Annotated in this window: 14 protein-coding genes; 12 read left to right on the forward strand and 2 right to left on the reverse strand. The window is 70.6% G+C overall.

From position 1 onward, the window contains the following. Positions 1 to 319 precede the first annotated feature (319 nt). Positions 320 to 1,432, forward strand: a complete 1,113-nt coding sequence (locus tag ABB55_RS31115; RefSeq protein ID WP_054358025.1) for a hypothetical protein — start codon at positions 320 to 322, stop codon at positions 1,430 to 1,432. 97 nt (positions 1,433 to 1,529) lie between these two features. Here the strand turns inward: ABB55_RS31115 and ABB55_RS06160 are convergent, their stop codons facing one another. Continuing rightward, on the reverse strand, positions 1,530 to 2,135 hold the full coding sequence (locus ABB55_RS06160) for an NUDIX domain-containing protein (RefSeq protein WP_054358026.1): 606 nt from the start codon (positions 2,133 to 2,135) through the stop codon (positions 1,530 to 1,532). 385 nt (positions 2,136 to 2,520) lie between these two features. On the opposite strand from ABB55_RS06160, the gene ABB55_RS06165 reads away from it, so the two are divergent. From ABB55_RS06165 to ABB55_RS06195, 7 genes are all read left to right on the forward strand, one after another. Beyond that, positions 2,521 to 3,720 (forward strand): MFS transporter, encoded by a 1,200-nt coding sequence (locus ABB55_RS06165; RefSeq protein WP_054358027.1) that lies wholly within the window; start codon positions 2,521 to 2,523, stop codon positions 3,718 to 3,720. Positions 3,721 to 3,755: 35 nt separating this feature from the next. Beyond that, entirely contained in the window at positions 3,756 to 4,514 is a 759-nt protein-coding gene (locus tag ABB55_RS06170) for an SDR family NAD(P)-dependent oxidoreductase (protein ID WP_054358028.1), read from the forward strand. 132 nt (positions 4,515 to 4,646) lie between these two features. Further along, positions 4,647 to 5,813, forward strand: a complete 1,167-nt coding sequence (locus ABB55_RS06175) for an acetyl-CoA acetyltransferase (protein ID WP_054358029.1) — start codon at positions 4,647 to 4,649, stop codon at positions 5,811 to 5,813. Between the two features lie 318 nt (positions 5,814 to 6,131). Then, entirely contained in the window at positions 6,132 to 6,464 is a 333-nt protein-coding gene (locus ABB55_RS06180) for a DUF2849 domain-containing protein (protein ID WP_083463396.1), read from the forward strand. 16 nt (positions 6,465 to 6,480) lie between these two features. After that, positions 6,481 to 8,139: a nitrite/sulfite reductase gene (locus tag ABB55_RS06185; protein WP_054358030.1), complete on the forward strand. Its 1,659-nt coding sequence runs from the start codon at positions 6,481 to 6,483 to the stop codon at positions 8,137 to 8,139. Beyond that, positions 8,126 to 8,881, forward strand: a complete 756-nt coding sequence (locus ABB55_RS06190) for a phosphoadenylyl-sulfate reductase (protein ID WP_054358031.1) — start codon at positions 8,126 to 8,128, stop codon at positions 8,879 to 8,881. Before ABB55_RS06185 ends, ABB55_RS06190 begins: the two co-directional genes overlap by 14 nt. 10 nt (positions 8,882 to 8,891) lie before the next feature. After that, on the forward strand, positions 8,892 to 9,416 hold the full coding sequence (locus tag ABB55_RS06195) for a DUF934 domain-containing protein (RefSeq protein ID WP_054358032.1): 525 nt from the start codon (positions 8,892 to 8,894) through the stop codon (positions 9,414 to 9,416). A 132-nt stretch (positions 9,417 to 9,548) separates the two neighbouring features. Here ABB55_RS06195 and ABB55_RS06200 read toward each other — a convergent pair whose 3' ends face one another. Continuing rightward, entirely contained in the window at positions 9,549 to 9,923 is a 375-nt protein-coding gene (locus ABB55_RS06200) for a winged helix-turn-helix transcriptional regulator (RefSeq protein WP_054358033.1), read from the reverse strand. 143 nt (positions 9,924 to 10,066) lie between these two features. Here ABB55_RS06200 and ABB55_RS06205 point away from each other — a divergent pair, with 143 nt between their 5' ends. From ABB55_RS06205 to ABB55_RS06220, 4 genes are all read left to right on the forward strand, one after another. After that, the gene (locus ABB55_RS06205) at positions 10,067 to 10,906 is read left to right on the forward strand and encodes an SDR family oxidoreductase (RefSeq protein ID WP_054358034.1); all 840 of its coding nucleotides are present in this window, start codon (positions 10,067 to 10,069) and stop codon (positions 10,904 to 10,906) included. Positions 10,907 to 11,134: 228 nt separating this feature from the next. Further along, complete coding sequence (locus tag ABB55_RS06210; protein ID WP_200912006.1) at positions 11,135 to 12,307, forward strand: cell surface protein; 1,173 nt, start codon at positions 11,135 to 11,137, stop codon at positions 12,305 to 12,307. After that, positions 12,300 to 13,295 (forward strand): DUF6384 family protein, encoded by a 996-nt coding sequence (locus tag ABB55_RS06215; RefSeq protein ID WP_244471980.1) that lies wholly within the window; start codon positions 12,300 to 12,302, stop codon positions 13,293 to 13,295. Before ABB55_RS06210 ends, ABB55_RS06215 begins: the two co-directional genes overlap by 8 nt. Before the next feature lie 4 nt (positions 13,296 to 13,299). Continuing rightward, positions 13,300 to 14,724 carry a coiled-coil domain-containing protein gene (locus ABB55_RS06220; RefSeq protein ID WP_054358035.1) on the forward strand — a complete coding sequence of 475 codons (1,425 nt, stop codon included), beginning with the start codon at positions 13,300 to 13,302 and terminating at the stop codon, positions 14,722 to 14,724. Positions 14,725 to 14,878 lie beyond the last annotated feature (154 nt).

Genomic DNA, 14,878 nt, shown 5'->3' on the forward strand with positions numbered 1-14,878 from the left:
GCGCCCTCGCGGAGCGCCTGCGTCGCGGTGCCGGCCGCCCGGCCCCGGCCGCCCCTCCTCTAGCATGTCCACCGGCCACCGGGAGGGGCACCGTCGCCGCGGCCTGCGGCCGACGGGAGCAGGCACCCCTTGCGGCAACGGAAAATTGACGGCGCATCGGCGATGGTGACCGGGCCGTCCGGGGCGGAACCGCCCGGACAGTGCCGCGTTGGGGTCCGGAGCGCGTCATCGCGCAGTCACCGTGTCGCCCACATCCGCTTCCACCTTCCTGGTTGGCGCCTCGGCACGGAGGCGCCTAAACCAGCGTCCGGGATCCGTCATGCGTCGCGCACAAAGCCTGCTGCTTGCCTCCACTCTTCTCGCCGGCTCCCTCGCCGCGGCGACCGCCATGGCGCAGGAGGCGTCCGGGCCGAGCACGTCCGGCGGCAGCCTGCCCTATATTTCCGGCAAGGGCACGCCGCGCGGCGAAGGCCCGCGTCCGGACCCGAAACGCCAGGAGACCAGCGGCGGCCAGCAGGTCGGGACGCCGCCGGCAGGCGCGGCGTCTGGGGGGGCGGCGGGGACCGCGACACCCTCCGGCGATGCATCCGGCGTGCGCGTGATCGACCTGTCCAAGGGCGGCGACCAGAGCCCGACTTCCGGCAAGGCGGCCGTTCCGGCCGGCGAACCGAAGCCGAAACCGGAGACCGAGACGGCCGGCACCCCGCCCCGTCCCGACACCGCGGGTCCCGCGACGGCCCGCCCGGCCCCCGAACGCGTGCCCGGCCCCGCCCGGACCGATGATGCCAAGGCCAACCAGATCGTCCCGGCCGGGCCGGCGCGACCGGAGGCCGACACGGCGGCGACCACCACGACGCCCGAGCCGATCCGACGGCCGGAGGATGCCAAGCCGGTCGAGCGCAAGACGGCCGGCAAGCCGGCGACCCGCAAGACGACCGAAGCCAGCCGCCGCGATCCGACCGCCCACGATCGCCGAACCACGGCTGCCGGGCGCGCCGACGGCCTGCCGGGCGATGCCGGCACCCGCCGCGTCGGCCCGGACGGCTACCCGATCGATCCGCGCGCCGGCGCCGCCCCCTATGGCGGCTCGCCCTACGGCTCGGCACCGCGCACGGCCGAACGCCGGCCCGCGCCCGGATCGCCGGTCTATGACGACGACGACGAGGATACCGTCACCACCTACCGTTACCGGCGGTCCTACTATCCTTACGGGTTCGGCAGCCCCTATTATTATGGCCCGCCCGGTTATGCGCCGCCCGGGGCGATCCCGCCCTACCGGCCGCCGCCGCGGGTCTATGCCCGGCCGGCGCAGCCGAACAACGGCGACAACTGCCATTTCCACGCCTATCCGGGCGAAGGGCCGTTTCACCGCGAGATCCGGTGCCACTGGCACGCCAACCCCTACCATCCGAGCATCCGCTACGTCCGCTGACGGTCGGACCCGGATCCCGGTGTGTGTGGTCAGACGACGCGCACGACTTCGGCCTGCCCCCATCGGGCAGGCCGTTCCGTTTCAGGCGCAATGACAGTCACTCGATGTCGGCGAACAGGGCCGGGCGGGCGATGCGCAGCGACTGGACCAGCGCGAAGGTCTTCAGATCCTGAAGCTCGCCCCGGTCGGCGAGGCCGGCGAGTTCGCCCAGCGGGATGACGACGACCTCGATGTCCTCGTGTTCCTCCGCCGCGCCGCCGCCGGCGCTGGTGCGGGCTTGGTGGATATCGATCTCGGCCAGGAACAGATGCAGCTTCTCGGTCGAGATGCCCGGGGTCGAGTAGGTCGCCGCGACCGGGATCATGTCGAACACCGACAGGCCCGCTTCCTCCTCGGCCTCGCGCCGGGCGGTCGCTTCCGGTCCCTCCCCCTCGACATCGAGCAGGCCGGCGATCGCCTCCAGCGGATAGGCGTCGTCCTCGCCCGCCACGGCGATCGGCACGCGCAGCTGGCGCACCATCACGGCGACGCGGCGGACCGGGTCGAAGGGCAGGATCGCCGCTCCGGAGCCATGGGTCTCGATTTCCCGGCGAATCCGGCGCACCTCGCCCGACTGGAACGTCACTTCCAGATCGGCCACCTCGAGCGTGGTGAAGCCGCTATAGACCGTGGATCGGCCGAGGATTCGGAAGCGCTGGGACATGGGGGGACTCCGGCCAGTTCGAACCCCCTTCCTATCGCAAGCGGGTCCGCGGGCAAAACCGCAAGCGTCGCGACCGGCGCGGCGACGCGGCAGCGTATCGAAAATGCCGCAAACGACGCCCGATCCCGCGCCGAGCCCCGCCCGTCGGACCCCGAACCCGACCGATCCGGCCCGGAGCCCTGCCGGGCAGGCGGGGCGGCCCGGCGCGGCGGCGACTGGTCAGGCGGCCATTTGCCCGTATCTTGGGCAACCCTGCCGCGGTCGCGATGATCCGGACGGGCCGTGCGGGCCGGACCCCGCTTGAAGCCAGCCATGACAGGGCAGCGCCGCCGCGAAGGGTCCGTCCGGACCTGGCGCGGCGACCCGCGCGCCCCGGGAGTTCGCCTTGGTCGTCACCTACGCGGTTCTGGTCGCCGCCTATCTGCTCAGCCAGTTCTTTCGTGCCTTCCTGGCCGTGATCGCGCCCGAACTGGCGCGCGACATCGGCCTCGATCCGGCCGATCTCGGCCTCGTCTCCGGCGCCTTCTTCGCCGCCTTCGCGCTGGCGCAGGTGCCGATCGGCATGGCCTTCGATCGGATCGGCCCGCGCGTGACCGTGTCGGTCTTGATGCTGGCCGCCGTCGCCGGCAGCGCCCTGTTCGGCTTCGCCGCCCGGCCCTGGCATCCGGTCGTCGGCATGGCGCTGATCGGCATCGGCTGCGCGCCGGTGTTCATGGGCGCGCTGTTCGTGATCGGCCGGACGGCCGGCGCGGCGCGCTTCGCGACCCTGTCGTCGGCCATCGTCGGCGTCGGCTCGCTCGGCAACATCTTCGCGGCGACGCCCTTCGCCGCCACGGTCGCGGCGATCGGCTGGCGCCATGCGATGCTGTCGGTCGCAGTGCTGACCTTCGTTGGCGCCGCCGCGGTCGCCCTTCTGCTGCGCGATCCCCCGCCCCCGGCCGGGGCCGCCAAGGCGACCGGAAACCCCTTCGCCATGGGCGAGGTGCTGCGCATCCGCGAGCTCTGGCCGATGATCCCGCTCGCGCTGACCTCCTATCCGATCCTGGCGGCGGTGCGCGGCCTCTGGATCGGCCCCTATTTCGCGGAGGTGCATGGTCTCGGCCCGCTCGATCGCGGCAATGCCGTGATGGTCATGGGCTTCGCCATGATCCTCGGCAGCTTCGTCTACGGGCCGCTCGACCGCCTGTTCGGCACGCGCAAATGGGTGGTGGCGGCCGGCTCGGCGGTGACCGTCGCGGCGCTCGCGCTGCTGGCGCTCAACCCGCAGGTCGGCGTCGTCGGCGCCACGATCGCCTTTGCGGTCATCGGCGGCTTCGGCATGACCTACGGGGTGGTCATGGCCCATGCCCGCGCCTTCCTGCCCGAACATGTGCTCGGCCGCGGCCTCAGCCTGATGAATGCCTGCATGATCGGCGGCGCGGGCCTGCTGCAGCCGGTATCGGGGGCGCTGGTCGGACATTTCGCGGCCGCCGGCGCCGCGCCTGCCGCGACCTTCGCCATCCTGTTCGGCGGCTTCGCGGTCGCCCTGACGGCGGCGCTCGCCGTCTATCTGTTCGCACGCGACGCGCGGCCGGCGCGGGACTGAACCGCTGCCGCGGCGGCGCTGAGGAGACCGAAACCATGGACTTGCAGATCGACGGCCGGGTCGCCCTGGTCACCGGCGCGACCACCGGCATCGGCCGGGCGACGGCCCTGATGCTCGGCCGGGCGGGTGCCCGGCTGGCGGTTGCCGGACGCAACGTCGCCGCGCTCGAGGACCTGTCCGAGACGCTCGGCCGGGACGGCGCCCGGCGGCCGCTGATCCTCACCGGCGATCTCGCGCAGGCCGAAACCGCCGGCCTTCTCGCCGACAAGGCCATCGGCACCTTCGGCAAGGTCGACATCCTGGTCAACAATGCCGGCGGCTCGCGTCCGCTCGCCGCTCTCGACGACGAGGCGGCCTGGGAGGAGGCCTTCGCGCTCAACTTCGACGCCGCCCGCCGCCTGACCCATCGCCTCGCGCCCCTGATGGCCGCCCGCAACTGGGGCCGCGTCGTCAACGTCTCCGGTGCGCTGATCATCAAGGCGGTCAATGCCGCCTCGCCCGCCAAGGCGGCGCTGGAGAGCTGGTCGAAGTCGATGGCCGCGCGCTTCGCCGCCCAGGGCGTGACGGTCAACTGCGTCGCCCCCGGCCGGATCAAGAGCCCGCAGATCATGGACCGGCTGCACCCGACCGAAGAGGCGCGCGCGGCCTTCATCGCGCAGAACATCCCGGCCGGCCGCTTCGGCGAACCCGACGAGGCCGCCGCCGTGATCGCCTTCCTGGCCTCGGGCCCGGCATCCTACGTCAACGGCGTCACCATCCCGGTCGACGGCGGCACCCTCCGGTTGGCCTTCTGACCGGCATGGGCCTGCGGCCGGTCGAGGGCTCCCCCGCCGGCGCAGAGCCGGTCCGCCGTTCGGGCCTGTTCCGTGTCGCATTGGCGACCGCTATGCTGCATCGCGACGAAGAAAATCGCTGAGGAGACGACCATGACCGCCGCCATCGTGGGCTGGGCCCATACGCCGTTCGGGAAGCAGGATGCCGAGACCGTCGAGGGCCTGATCGGCCGCGTCGCCACCCAGGCGATCGCCGATGCGGGCCTGGAGCCCGGCGACATCGACGAGATCGTGCTCGGCCATTTCAACGCCGGCTTCTCGGCGCAGGACTTCACCGCCTCGCTCGTGCTGCAGGCCGACGACGCCTTCCGCTTCAAGCCGGCGACCCGGGTCGAGAATGCCTGCGCGACCGGCTCCGCCGCCGTCCACCAGGGCGTCAAGGCGATCCGGGCCGGCGCGGCGCGCTTCGTGCTCGTCGTCGGCGTCGAGCAGATGACCCGGCTGCCCGGACCGGAGATCGGCAACATCCTGCTCAAGGCCTCCTACCTGCCCGAGGACGGCGCCACGCAGGGCGGCTTTGCCGGCGTGTTCGGCCAGATCGCCGAGGGTTATTTCCAGCGCTGGGGCGACCAGTCCGATGCGCTCGCCGCGATCGCGGCCAAGAACCACCAGAACGGTGTCGCCAACCCCTATGCGCAGATGCGCAAGGATCTGGGCTTCGACTTCTGCCGCGCCGAGAGCGATAAGAATCCCTTCGTCGCCGGGCCGCTGAAGCGGACCGACTGCTCGCTCGTCTCCGACGGCGCCGCCGCGCTGGTTCTGACCGACATGACCACCGCGCTCGGCATGAAGAAGGCGGTCGCCTTCCGCGGCCTCGCCCATGCGCAGGACTTCCTGCCGATGTCGAAGCGCGACATCCTGAAATTCGAGGGCTGCTCGGTCGCCTGGGGCAAGGCGCTGGCCGCCGCCGGCGTCTCGCTGTCGGATCTCGATTTCGTCGAGACGCATGACTGCTTCACGGTCGCCGAGCTGATCGAGTACGAGGCGATGGGCCTCGTGCCCGAAGGCCAAGGCGCGCGCGCCATCCTCGAAGGCTGGACCACCAAGGAGGGCAAGCTGCCGGTCAACCCGTCGGGCGGCCTGAAGTCGAAGGGCCATCCGATCGGCGCCACCGGCGTCTCGATGCATGTCATGACGTCGATGCAGCTGACCGGCCAGGCCGGCGGCATGCAGATCCCCGGAGCCGAACTCGCCGGCATCTTCAACATGGGCGGCGCCGCCGTCGCCAACTATGTCTCCGTCCTGCAGGCGCTGAAATAGGCCTTTCCCGTTTCGCGCCCGCGGTAGCATTTCGATCCTGCGGGCGCGATCGGGCCGGCCCCGCTGCGGGCGGACGGCGCAAATTCATTCCACGAAAGGCCCGCCCGGCGCGACGATCGACCTGATCTCGCGCCGGTTTGCGTTTGTCCGCGGCCGACGGCGCCCGAATGGCTTGGCGCATCCGGGCGATCGACCGAAATGATTTTCTAGACTTGGAAAAGAAAAAGGAATTCCTGACGGCGCCGGGATTTGCTGCGGCGCGTATATCAACGGGACCAGGATCCAGCGCGATCCGCACCGCTCGAAAGGTCCCCGCCCGTGCCCAGTCAGGTCATCACCGCCAACCGCCTCACCGACGGCCGCGTCGTCTGGCTGACCGCGGATTCGGTCTGGGACGAGGACGTGAACCGCGCCGCCGTCGCCGACGACAAGGCGTCCGTCGAGGCCGCGCTGGCCAAGTCCAACCCCGCCGTCAGCGAACTGAACGTCGTCGAGCCCTATGCGGTCGAGGTCGAGGTGACCGGCGGCCGGATCGTGCCGAAATCGCTGCGCGAGCGCATCCGCGCCGAGGGGCCGACGATTGCCGGCGCCTATGCGGGCGAACGTCCCGCCGCCGCCCGCAATGCCGACATCCGGCCCCAGATCGCCTGACGACAGGATCGCCGCCATGTACCGTTACGATGAATTCGACCAGCAGTTCGTCCAGGCCCGCGTCGACCAGTTCCGCGACCAGGTCCAGCGCCGCATGGCCGGCGAGCTGACCGAGGAGCAGTTCCGTCCGCTGCGCCTGATGAACGGCGTCTATCTGCAGCTGCACGCCTACATGCTGCGCATCGCGATCCCGTACGGCACGCTCAATTCGCACCAGCTGCGCACGCTGGCGGCGATCGGCCGCAAATACGATCGCGGCTTCGGCCATTTCACCACGCGCCAGAACCTGCAGTTCAACTGGCCGGCGCTGAAGGACATCCCGGATATCCTGACCGAGCTCGCCGCGGTCGAGATGCACGCGATCCAGACCTCAGGCAACTGCATCCGCAACGTGACTGCGGACCAGTTCGCCGGCGCCGCCGCCGACGAGATCGCCGACCCGCGCCCCTATGCCGAGATCCTGCGCCAGTGGTCGAGCCTGCATCCGGAATTCTCGTTCCTGCCGCGCAAGTTCAAGGTCGCCATCTCGGGCGCCGCGCATGACCGGGCGGCGATCCGGGTGCACGATATCGGCCTGCAGATCGTCCGCGACGAAGCCGGTCGGATCGGCTTCGAGGTGTTCATCGGCGGCGGCCTCGGCCGCACGCCGTTCACGGCCTGGCACCTGCGCGATTTTCTGCCCGAGGAGGACCTGCTCGCCTATTGCGAGGCGATCCTGCGCGTCTACAACCTCTATGGCCGGCGCGACAACAAGTACAAGGCGCGCATCAAGATCCTGATGCACGAGGCGGGCCTGGAGACCGTGCGCGAGCAGGTCGAGGAGGAGTTCGAGCGCATCCGCGACGGCGCGCTCAAGCTGCCGCATGGCGACATCGAGCGGATCGCCGCCTATTTCGCCCCGCCGGTGTTCGAGACCCTGCCGGCGGAGAGCGCCGCGCAGGCCGCCGCCGAGGCGGCCGATCCGGCCTTCCGCGCCTGGGTCCGCGCCAACGTGCACCCGCACAAGCAGCCCGGCTATGCCTCGGTGACCGTCTCGCTGAAGCCGGTCGGCGGCATTCCGGGCGACGCCACCTCCGAGCAGATGGAGGCGGTCGCCGATCTCGCCGATCGGCACGCCTTCGGCGAGATCCGGGTCAGCCATGTGCAGAACCTGATCCTGGCCCATGTCCGGCGCGACGCGCTGAAGGCGGTCTATGACGGCCTCGTCGCCGCCGATCTCGCCACCGCCAATGTCGGGCTGGCCTCCGACATCATCGCCTGCCCGGGCCTCGACTATTGCAGCCTCGCCAATGCGCGCTCCATCCCGGTGGCGCAGCGCATCTCCGAGCGGCTCGGCGCGCCCGACCGGCAGGCCGAGATCGGCCCGCTGCAGATCAAGATCTCCGGCTGCATCAATGCCTGCGGGCACCACCATGTCGGCCACATCGGCATCCTCGGCGTCGACCGCAAGGGCGAGGAATTCTACCAGCTGACGCTCGGCGGCTCCGCCGACGAGACCGCGTCGATCGGCGACATCACCGGCCGCGGCTTCTCGACCGCCGAGGTCGTCGACGCCATCGAGACCGTCGTCGACACCTATATCGCCCGGCGCCAGTCGGCCGACGAGACCTTCCTGGAGGCCTATCGCCGGCTCGGCCTGCAGCCCTTCAAGGAGGCGCTCTATGGGGCGGCCTGACCTCAATCTGGCGGATGCCGGCGTCGCGGGTGCGACGCTGCTGCCCGACGCCGCCGCGCTCGACGCGCTCTATGGCGGCCTGCCGACCGCGGCGCTCCTCGACATCGCGATCCACACCCTCTTTCCCGGGCGGATCGCGCTGGTCTCCTCCTTCGGCACCGAGGCGGCGGTGATGCTGCACCTGGTCGCCCAGGTCGACCGCCACACGCCGATCCTGTTCGTCGACACCGACAAGCTGTTCGGCGAGACGCTGCGCTACCGCGACCGCCTGGTCGCGCGGCTCGGCCTGACCGACGTGCGCACCCTGACGCCCGATCCGGCACGGCTCGTCGCCGCCGATCCGGACGGCATCCTGTGGGCCGGCAATCCCGATCTCTGCTGCAAGATCCGCAAGGTCGAGCCGCTGGCCGTCGGCATCGACGGGTTCGACGCCTGGATCTCGGGCCGCAAGCGCTTCCAGGCCGCGACCCGCGCGACGATCCCGGTCTTCGAGACCGAAGCCGCCCGGGTCAAGGTCAATCCGCTCGCCGCCTGGATGCCGGCCGATCTCGCCGCCTATGCGGCGGCCCACGACCTGCCGCCGCATCCGCTGGTCGAGCAGGGCTACCGCTCGGTCGGCTGCATGCCGTGCACGAGCCGCGTGGCCGAGGGCGAGGACGACCGCGCCGGGCGCTGGCGCGGGACAGAGAAGATCGAATGCGGTATCCATTTCGGCCTCGAGGCCGATGGCAGCGGTATCTGAGGGGACGGGCATGAGCGATGTATTCCGGGACGGCCGCTTCCAGGCCCAGGACTGGCCGGTCCTCGCCGCCGACGCCCCGCTGCCGGCCGCCGGCGGCGTCGTCATCGGCAAGGCGCGCTATCTTGCCGAACGCGACGCGCTCGCCGCCTCCAACGCGGTCGTCGGCCTGCTCGTCGAGCCTGCCGACACGTTCGACGACATCGCCGCCGATCTCGACCGCTTCCCCGTGATCGTCGTCCGCTTCCCGAAATTCAACGACGGCCGCGGCTTCTCGCATGCCCGCATCCTGCGCGAGCGGCACGGTTACGCCGGCGAATTGCGGGCGACCGGCGACGTGCTGATCGACCTCGTGCCGTTCATGCAGCGCTCCGGCTTCACCGCCTTCGAGGTGGTCAACGAACCGACCCGACAGGCGCTCGCCGAGGGCCGCCTGCCGCTGGTGCCGTTCTTCTACCAGCCGGCCGCCGACGCCGCCGCGAAGCCGCTCGCCGGCCGCCCCTGGCTGCGCCAGGCCCCCCGCGCCGCCGCCGAGTAAATCACGGGCTCCGGACGATCGGGCTCCAGGTCGGCCCCGCAGACGATCGCACACCGGTCGAACTCCCGGTCCATCACCCGACCAGCGCCCTGGAGCCGGTTCCGTGCCCCGGGACCGGCGTCGCGCGCCCCTTCACGCCGCCGCGCCGGTGCGGGCGTCGTAGGCGGCCTGTGCGGCGAGGATCGATTCGACATTGGCTTCCGCCCAGCGGGTCAGCGCCTGCGCGGTATCGACCAGAGTCCGGCCAAGGGGGAGAATCGAATATTCGACCGTCACCGGCACGGTCGGGAAGACGGCGCGACCGATCAGGCCGTCGCGCTCCAGGCTGCGCAGCGTCTCCGACAGGACCTTCTGCGAGACGCCCTCGATCTCCCGGCGCAATTGATTGAAGCGGATCGGCTTCTCGCCGAGCCGGATCAAGATCAGCAGCGCCCATTTGTCGGCGAGGCGGTCCAGCACCAGCCGGGTCGGGCAGTTCTTCTTGTAGACATCGTAGGCATAGTCCATCGCGGGACCTCCGGCGGTCGGGCGGTTACCGCAAGGTGACCACGTAACCGAAAAGTGCGTTCTTCACAGCAAGATGCGATCTCGCTATCTGCATAGTCCATCGACACTTGGTTTCCAATCGAAACCATATCAAGGGGAATGCAATGAGCGGGAAAATCCTGGTCCTCGGCGCCACCGGCACCATCGGCAAGTCTCTGGTCGCGGTGCTGGTCGCCAAGGGCGAGAGCGTCAAGGCCGCCTCGCGCGGCGGTCAGGCCGTTGGCGGCGCGGAAGGCGTCGCCTTCGACTACGGCAATCCGGCCACCTTCGCGGCCGCCCTCGACGGCGTCGACCGCGCCTTCGTGCTGGCCCCGACCGGCACCGAGGACGTGATCGCCGCGCTGAAGCCGATCATTGCGGCCGCGGCGGAGCGCAAGGTCAAGGTCGTGCTGATGACCGCCTGGGGCGTCGATGCCGTCGACGAGATCCCCTACCGGCAGGTCGAGCTGTTCCTGATCAAGTCCGGCACGCCCTATGTCATCCTGCGGCCGAACTGGTTCCAGGACAATTTCCTGACCTTCTGGGGCCATGGCGTCCAGGCCGGCGCGATCGCCGTACCGGCGGGCGACGGCCAGAGCGCCTTCATCGACACCCGCGACATCGCCGATGTGGCCGCCGCCGTGCTGACCACCTCCGCCCATGACGGCGCCGCCTATCCGCTGTCGGGTCCGCGCGCGATCGGCTACGCGGAGGCCGCGGCGCTGATCTCGACCGCGATCGGCCGGCCCGTCGCTTATAAGGCGTCGACCGACGAGGCCTTCATCGCCATGCTGACCGGCGCCGGCGTCACGCCCGGCTACGCGGCCTTCCTGGCCTCGATCTTCTATCCCGTGCGTGAGGGCTGGACGGCGGCGACGACCAACTATGTGGCGCTCATCACCGCTCACAAGCCGCGCACGCTGGAGGCCTGGATCGCCGAGCACGCCGCAGCCTTGAAGGGCTGACTGGCCCTGAGGGGCTGAGCAGCCCTGAAGGGTCGAGCGGCCCTGAAGCGCTGACCGGCGCGACCGGTCCTGACGACATCCGATGCGAGGGGCGGTCCGCCGGGCCACCCCTTTTCCCATGCGCATTCGACGCGTCTTCCCGCCGCCATGGCCCTGGAGTATCCATCGTTCAGCACTACATGACACCGCGCGCGCCGGTTGGCGCCCTCGCGAAAGGGAGTTGAACTCGTGTCCGATGTCGTCGTGAAGACCCCGATGCAGTATCTCGACCGCGCCGTCAGCGGACTGAAGAAGATGGGCGTCGCGCCGAGCCGCACCGAGGATGCCCCGGTGGTCGCGCTCCTGGAGAAGATCGCCGACCTCGACAAGGACAAGATCGTCGTCATCGCGCGCACGCTCGGCCAGAACTCGGTCTTCAACGAGGTCGTGCGCGAGCAGGTCGCCGGCATGACCGTCGGCGAGCGCTACAAGCAGATCACCGAGGGCTTCAACTCGATCCGCGACGACGCGAAATCGATGGTCGACCAGATCTCGGACGGCAAGATCAACGTCTTCGAGCGGGCCACCAATGTCTGGATGAAGCTGTCGCGCGGCGACATCGCCGACCGCTTCGACAAGATCCGCGCCATCTATCTCGAGGTCACCAAGGAGACCCGCAACCAAATCGAGCGCGAGGCGATCATCCTGGAAGCCTATCGGGACTTCCGCGGCGCGCTGAAGCAGTCCGACGTGATGGCGCTCGAAATCCTGAAGAAGGCCGAGGAGCGCCTTGCCGCCGCCAAGGCGAAGCTCGATGCCGCCTCGAAGGTGGTGGCCGAATTCGCCGGCGACATCTCCGAGAAGGCCAAGCTCGAACTGATCCGCGACGAGGAGCTGCGCCGCACCCAGGACGAGGACAAGCGCTATCAGATCGCCAAGGACCTCTCCGACAATCTGACCATCGGCTACAACACCTCCGAGGTCATCATGGCGCGTCTGATGCAGACGACCAACGCCAAGGAGCGCGTCTACCAGCAGGCGGTCAGCTTCTTCTCGACCAACGATTCGGTCCTCACCGCGCTGAAGGCCTCGTTCACGGGCATGTTCGGCCTGCACGAATCGACCGAGAGCCTGAATGCCATGAAGGAGGGCGTCTCCAAGTCGATCGAGGTGCTGGCCGAGATAGGCGGCAAGATCCAGGAGGAAGCGGTCAAGGCCGGCTACGGCCCGACGGTGCGCGCCGACGCGGTCAAGAAACTGGTCGACTCGATCGTCAACTTCCAGGAGAAGTCGACCGTGATCATCGACGAGATGCGCAAGCTGTCGACCCAGAACTCCGCCGAAATCCGCGATGCCGTGGAGGACGGCAAGCGCCGCATCGCCCAGCTGATCGCGGAAGGCCAGCAGAGCTTCAATGTCTGACGCAAGCCCGGCGGCCGCGGCGGCACCGCCCTCCCTCCCGGCCGGAACCGGTCCTGCGCCTGCCCCGGCGCAGGAGGCCAAGCTCGACGACATCATGATGGCGATGGATGTCGTCGACACGCTGCGCCATCAGGATGCCCTGGTGGCGCGCGAGCTCGACCAGGAGGCGCGCGAAAGCCAACTGGTCGAGCGCCTGCGCGAGATCTATCGCGGCCAGGGCATCGAGGTCACCGACCGGGTGCTGATCGACGGCGTGCGCTCGCTCGCCGCGGCGCGCTTCGTCTATACCCCGCCGCCGCCCGGGCTGGCGCGCTCGCTCGCGCTCATCTGGATCGACCGCGGCCGCATCCTGCGCCAGGCCGGGACCGTCGCGCTGGTGGTGGCGCTCGGCTGGGGCGCCTACAGCTATTTCTGGGTCGGCGCCTCGGAACGGGCCGCCGAACAGGCCCGCATTGAGATCACCCAGACCCTGCCGGGCGAGCTCGACCGGGCCTATCAGGCCGTCCAGGCCGAGGCGCGGGTCGCCGAGGCGCGCAGCCGCGCCGGCGCGATCCGGACCGACGGCCGCAGCGCGCTGGAGCGCAAGGACGCCGCCGCGGCCCGTCAGGCAGTCGCCGCGATGACGACCCTGCTCGCCGACTTGCGCCGCGAATACAGCCTGCGCATCGTCTCGCGCCCCGGCGAACAATCCGGCATCTGGCGCGTGCCGCGCGCGACCGGCGGGCGCAACTACTATCTGATCGTCGAGGCGCTGGCGCCGGACGGGTCGGTGCTCAAGCTGCCGATCACCAGCGAGGAGGACCAGAAGACCACCGTGGTCGACCGGTTCGGCATCCGCGTCAGCCCGCAGGTGTTCGAGGATGTGCGCCGCGACAAGGCCGACGACGGCATCATCCAACACGCGGTGATCGGGCAGAAGACCCGCGGCACCCTGGAGCCGACCTGGACCGTGACGGTCCTCGGCGGCACCATCACATCCGGCTGGTGACCCCATGATTTCCGGACGCGATACGCTCGCCGCCTTCGACAGCGCCATCTCGGAGGCCCGCGCGGGCGAAGGCCGCCTGGATGCGGTGCTGGCTTCCGCCACCGCCGAGGCGCAGCGCCTGCGCTCCGAGCAGACCGACGCCTACCGGGCGCTGGCCCGGCTGCGGCTCGACGCGATCGCCGCCCAGGCGGTGGATGCGCGGCTCGATTCGGCGGAACGGCGCGCCCTTCAGCTGATGGAGACCGCCCGCAAGGCGCTCGCCGATCTCGCCGCACGGCGCGATGCGGCGACCGCGGAGGTCGCCCGCCTGGATGCCGACCAGCGCGCCGCGGAGACCGATCTCGAGGCGGTCGAGGACGAAATCGCCGCGCTCGCCCGGCGCACGGCCGATGCCAGCGGGCGCGACGCCGACTGGAGGGGCGCGCGGGACCGCCTCGCAGAGGCCGAGCGCATCGCCGACGAGGCGGCCAAGAAGGCCGAAACGGCGACCGCGGACCGCGTCACCAAGGGCGCGCCCTACGAGGGCGACCCGCTGTTCATGTATCTCTGGCGGAACAGCTTCGGCACGTCGGCCTATCGGGCCGGCAATGTCGCCCGCTTCTTCGACCGCAAGGTCGCGGCCTTGGTCGGCTACCAGGATGCCCGGCCGAACTATGCCATGCTGATCGAGATTCCGGCCCGGCTGAGCGAGCATGCGGAACGACGCAAGGCCGAGGTCGAGGCCGCGCGTGCGGCGCTGGCCGCCGTCGAACGGAGCAAGCTGGAGGCCGCCGGCGTCGGCCCGCTCGACGAGCGCCGCGCGGCCGCCGTCGCGGTGCGCGACCGCATCGCCGCCGCCGCCAAGCTCGCCCGCGATCATCTGGCCGCGCTCGACCAGGAGCTCGCGCTGGCCCGCAGCGGCTCAGACAAGGGCGGCTATGCCGAGGCGCTCGACCTGATCGCCGGCGAACTCGCCCAGGACGACATCCGCGACCTGTTGGCCGCCGCCGCCCGCACCCCGGACGCCCAGGACGACCGGCTCGTCCGCCGCATCGCCGAGCTGGCCGCCGCGATCCGCAAATGCGATGCCGAGATCGCCGAGACGCGGGCCCGCGCCCGGGAGATGGCCGGACGCCGCGGCGAGCTGGAGACCGTGCGCGAGGATTTCCGCCGGCGCGGCTGGGACCAGCCGCAGGTCGCCTTCGGCAACGAACGCATCATCGGCGAGATGATCGGCGGCCTGATCGGCGGCGTGCTGACGAGCCCGGACCTCTGGCGCGTCCTGACCGAGGGCTACACATCGCGTCCGCGCCACACCGACTCTGGCGGGGGCTCTGGCGGCGGCGGGCCGCGCTTCCCGATGCCCGGCGGCAGGAGCGACGGTCCGCGCGGCGGCACTGACGGCCCGTCCGGCGGCAATGACGGCTTCCGCACCGGCGGCGGCTTCTGACGGCCAAGCCGAAGGCGGCTTGACGACCGCGCCGACGGGGCCGCCCGCCCCGACCAACCCCTGACGATCGCCGCCAAGCGCCAGCGCGATCGGGCGGCCCCACGCCGACGGCGGAAAGTCGGCAAACCAAGGAACTCCGAACGGCTCCGGGTCG

It is taken from the genome of Prosthecodimorpha hirschii, from assembly GCF_001305515.1.
Taxonomy (GTDB): Bacteria; Pseudomonadota; Alphaproteobacteria; order Rhizobiales; family Ancalomicrobiaceae; genus Prosthecodimorpha; species Prosthecodimorpha hirschii.

Excerpts from the sequence above, each read along its gene's own strand:
- ABB55_RS31115 (WP_054358025.1), top strand. The coding sequence starts at position 320 with ATGCGTCGCGCACAAAGCCTGCTGCTTGCCTCCACTCTTCTCGCCGGC.
- ABB55_RS06160 (WP_054358026.1), bottom strand. The coding sequence starts at position 2,135 with ATGTCCCAGCGCTTCCGAATCCTCGGCCGATCCACGGTCTATAGCGGC.
- ABB55_RS06170 (WP_054358028.1), top strand. The coding sequence starts at position 3,756 with ATGGACTTGCAGATCGACGGCCGGGTCGCCCTGGTCACCGGCGCGACC.
- ABB55_RS06175 (WP_054358029.1), top strand. The coding sequence starts at position 4,647 with ATGACCGCCGCCATCGTGGGCTGGGCCCATACGCCGTTCGGGAAGCAG.
- ABB55_RS06185 (WP_054358030.1), top strand. The coding sequence starts at position 6,481 with ATGTACCGTTACGATGAATTCGACCAGCAGTTCGTCCAGGCCCGCGTC.
- ABB55_RS06190 (WP_054358031.1), top strand. The coding sequence starts at position 8,126 with ATGGGGCGGCCTGACCTCAATCTGGCGGATGCCGGCGTCGCGGGTGCG.
- ABB55_RS06195 (WP_054358032.1), top strand. The coding sequence starts at position 8,892 with ATGAGCGATGTATTCCGGGACGGCCGCTTCCAGGCCCAGGACTGGCCG.
- ABB55_RS06200 (WP_054358033.1), bottom strand. The coding sequence starts at position 9,923 with ATGGACTATGCCTACGATGTCTACAAGAAGAACTGCCCGACCCGGCTG.
- ABB55_RS06205 (WP_054358034.1), top strand. The coding sequence starts at position 10,067 with ATGAGCGGGAAAATCCTGGTCCTCGGCGCCACCGGCACCATCGGCAAG.
- ABB55_RS06215 (WP_244471980.1), top strand. The coding sequence starts at position 12,300 with ATGTCTGACGCAAGCCCGGCGGCCGCGGCGGCACCGCCCTCCCTCCCG.
- ABB55_RS06220 (WP_054358035.1), top strand. The coding sequence starts at position 13,300 with ATGATTTCCGGACGCGATACGCTCGCCGCCTTCGACAGCGCCATCTCG.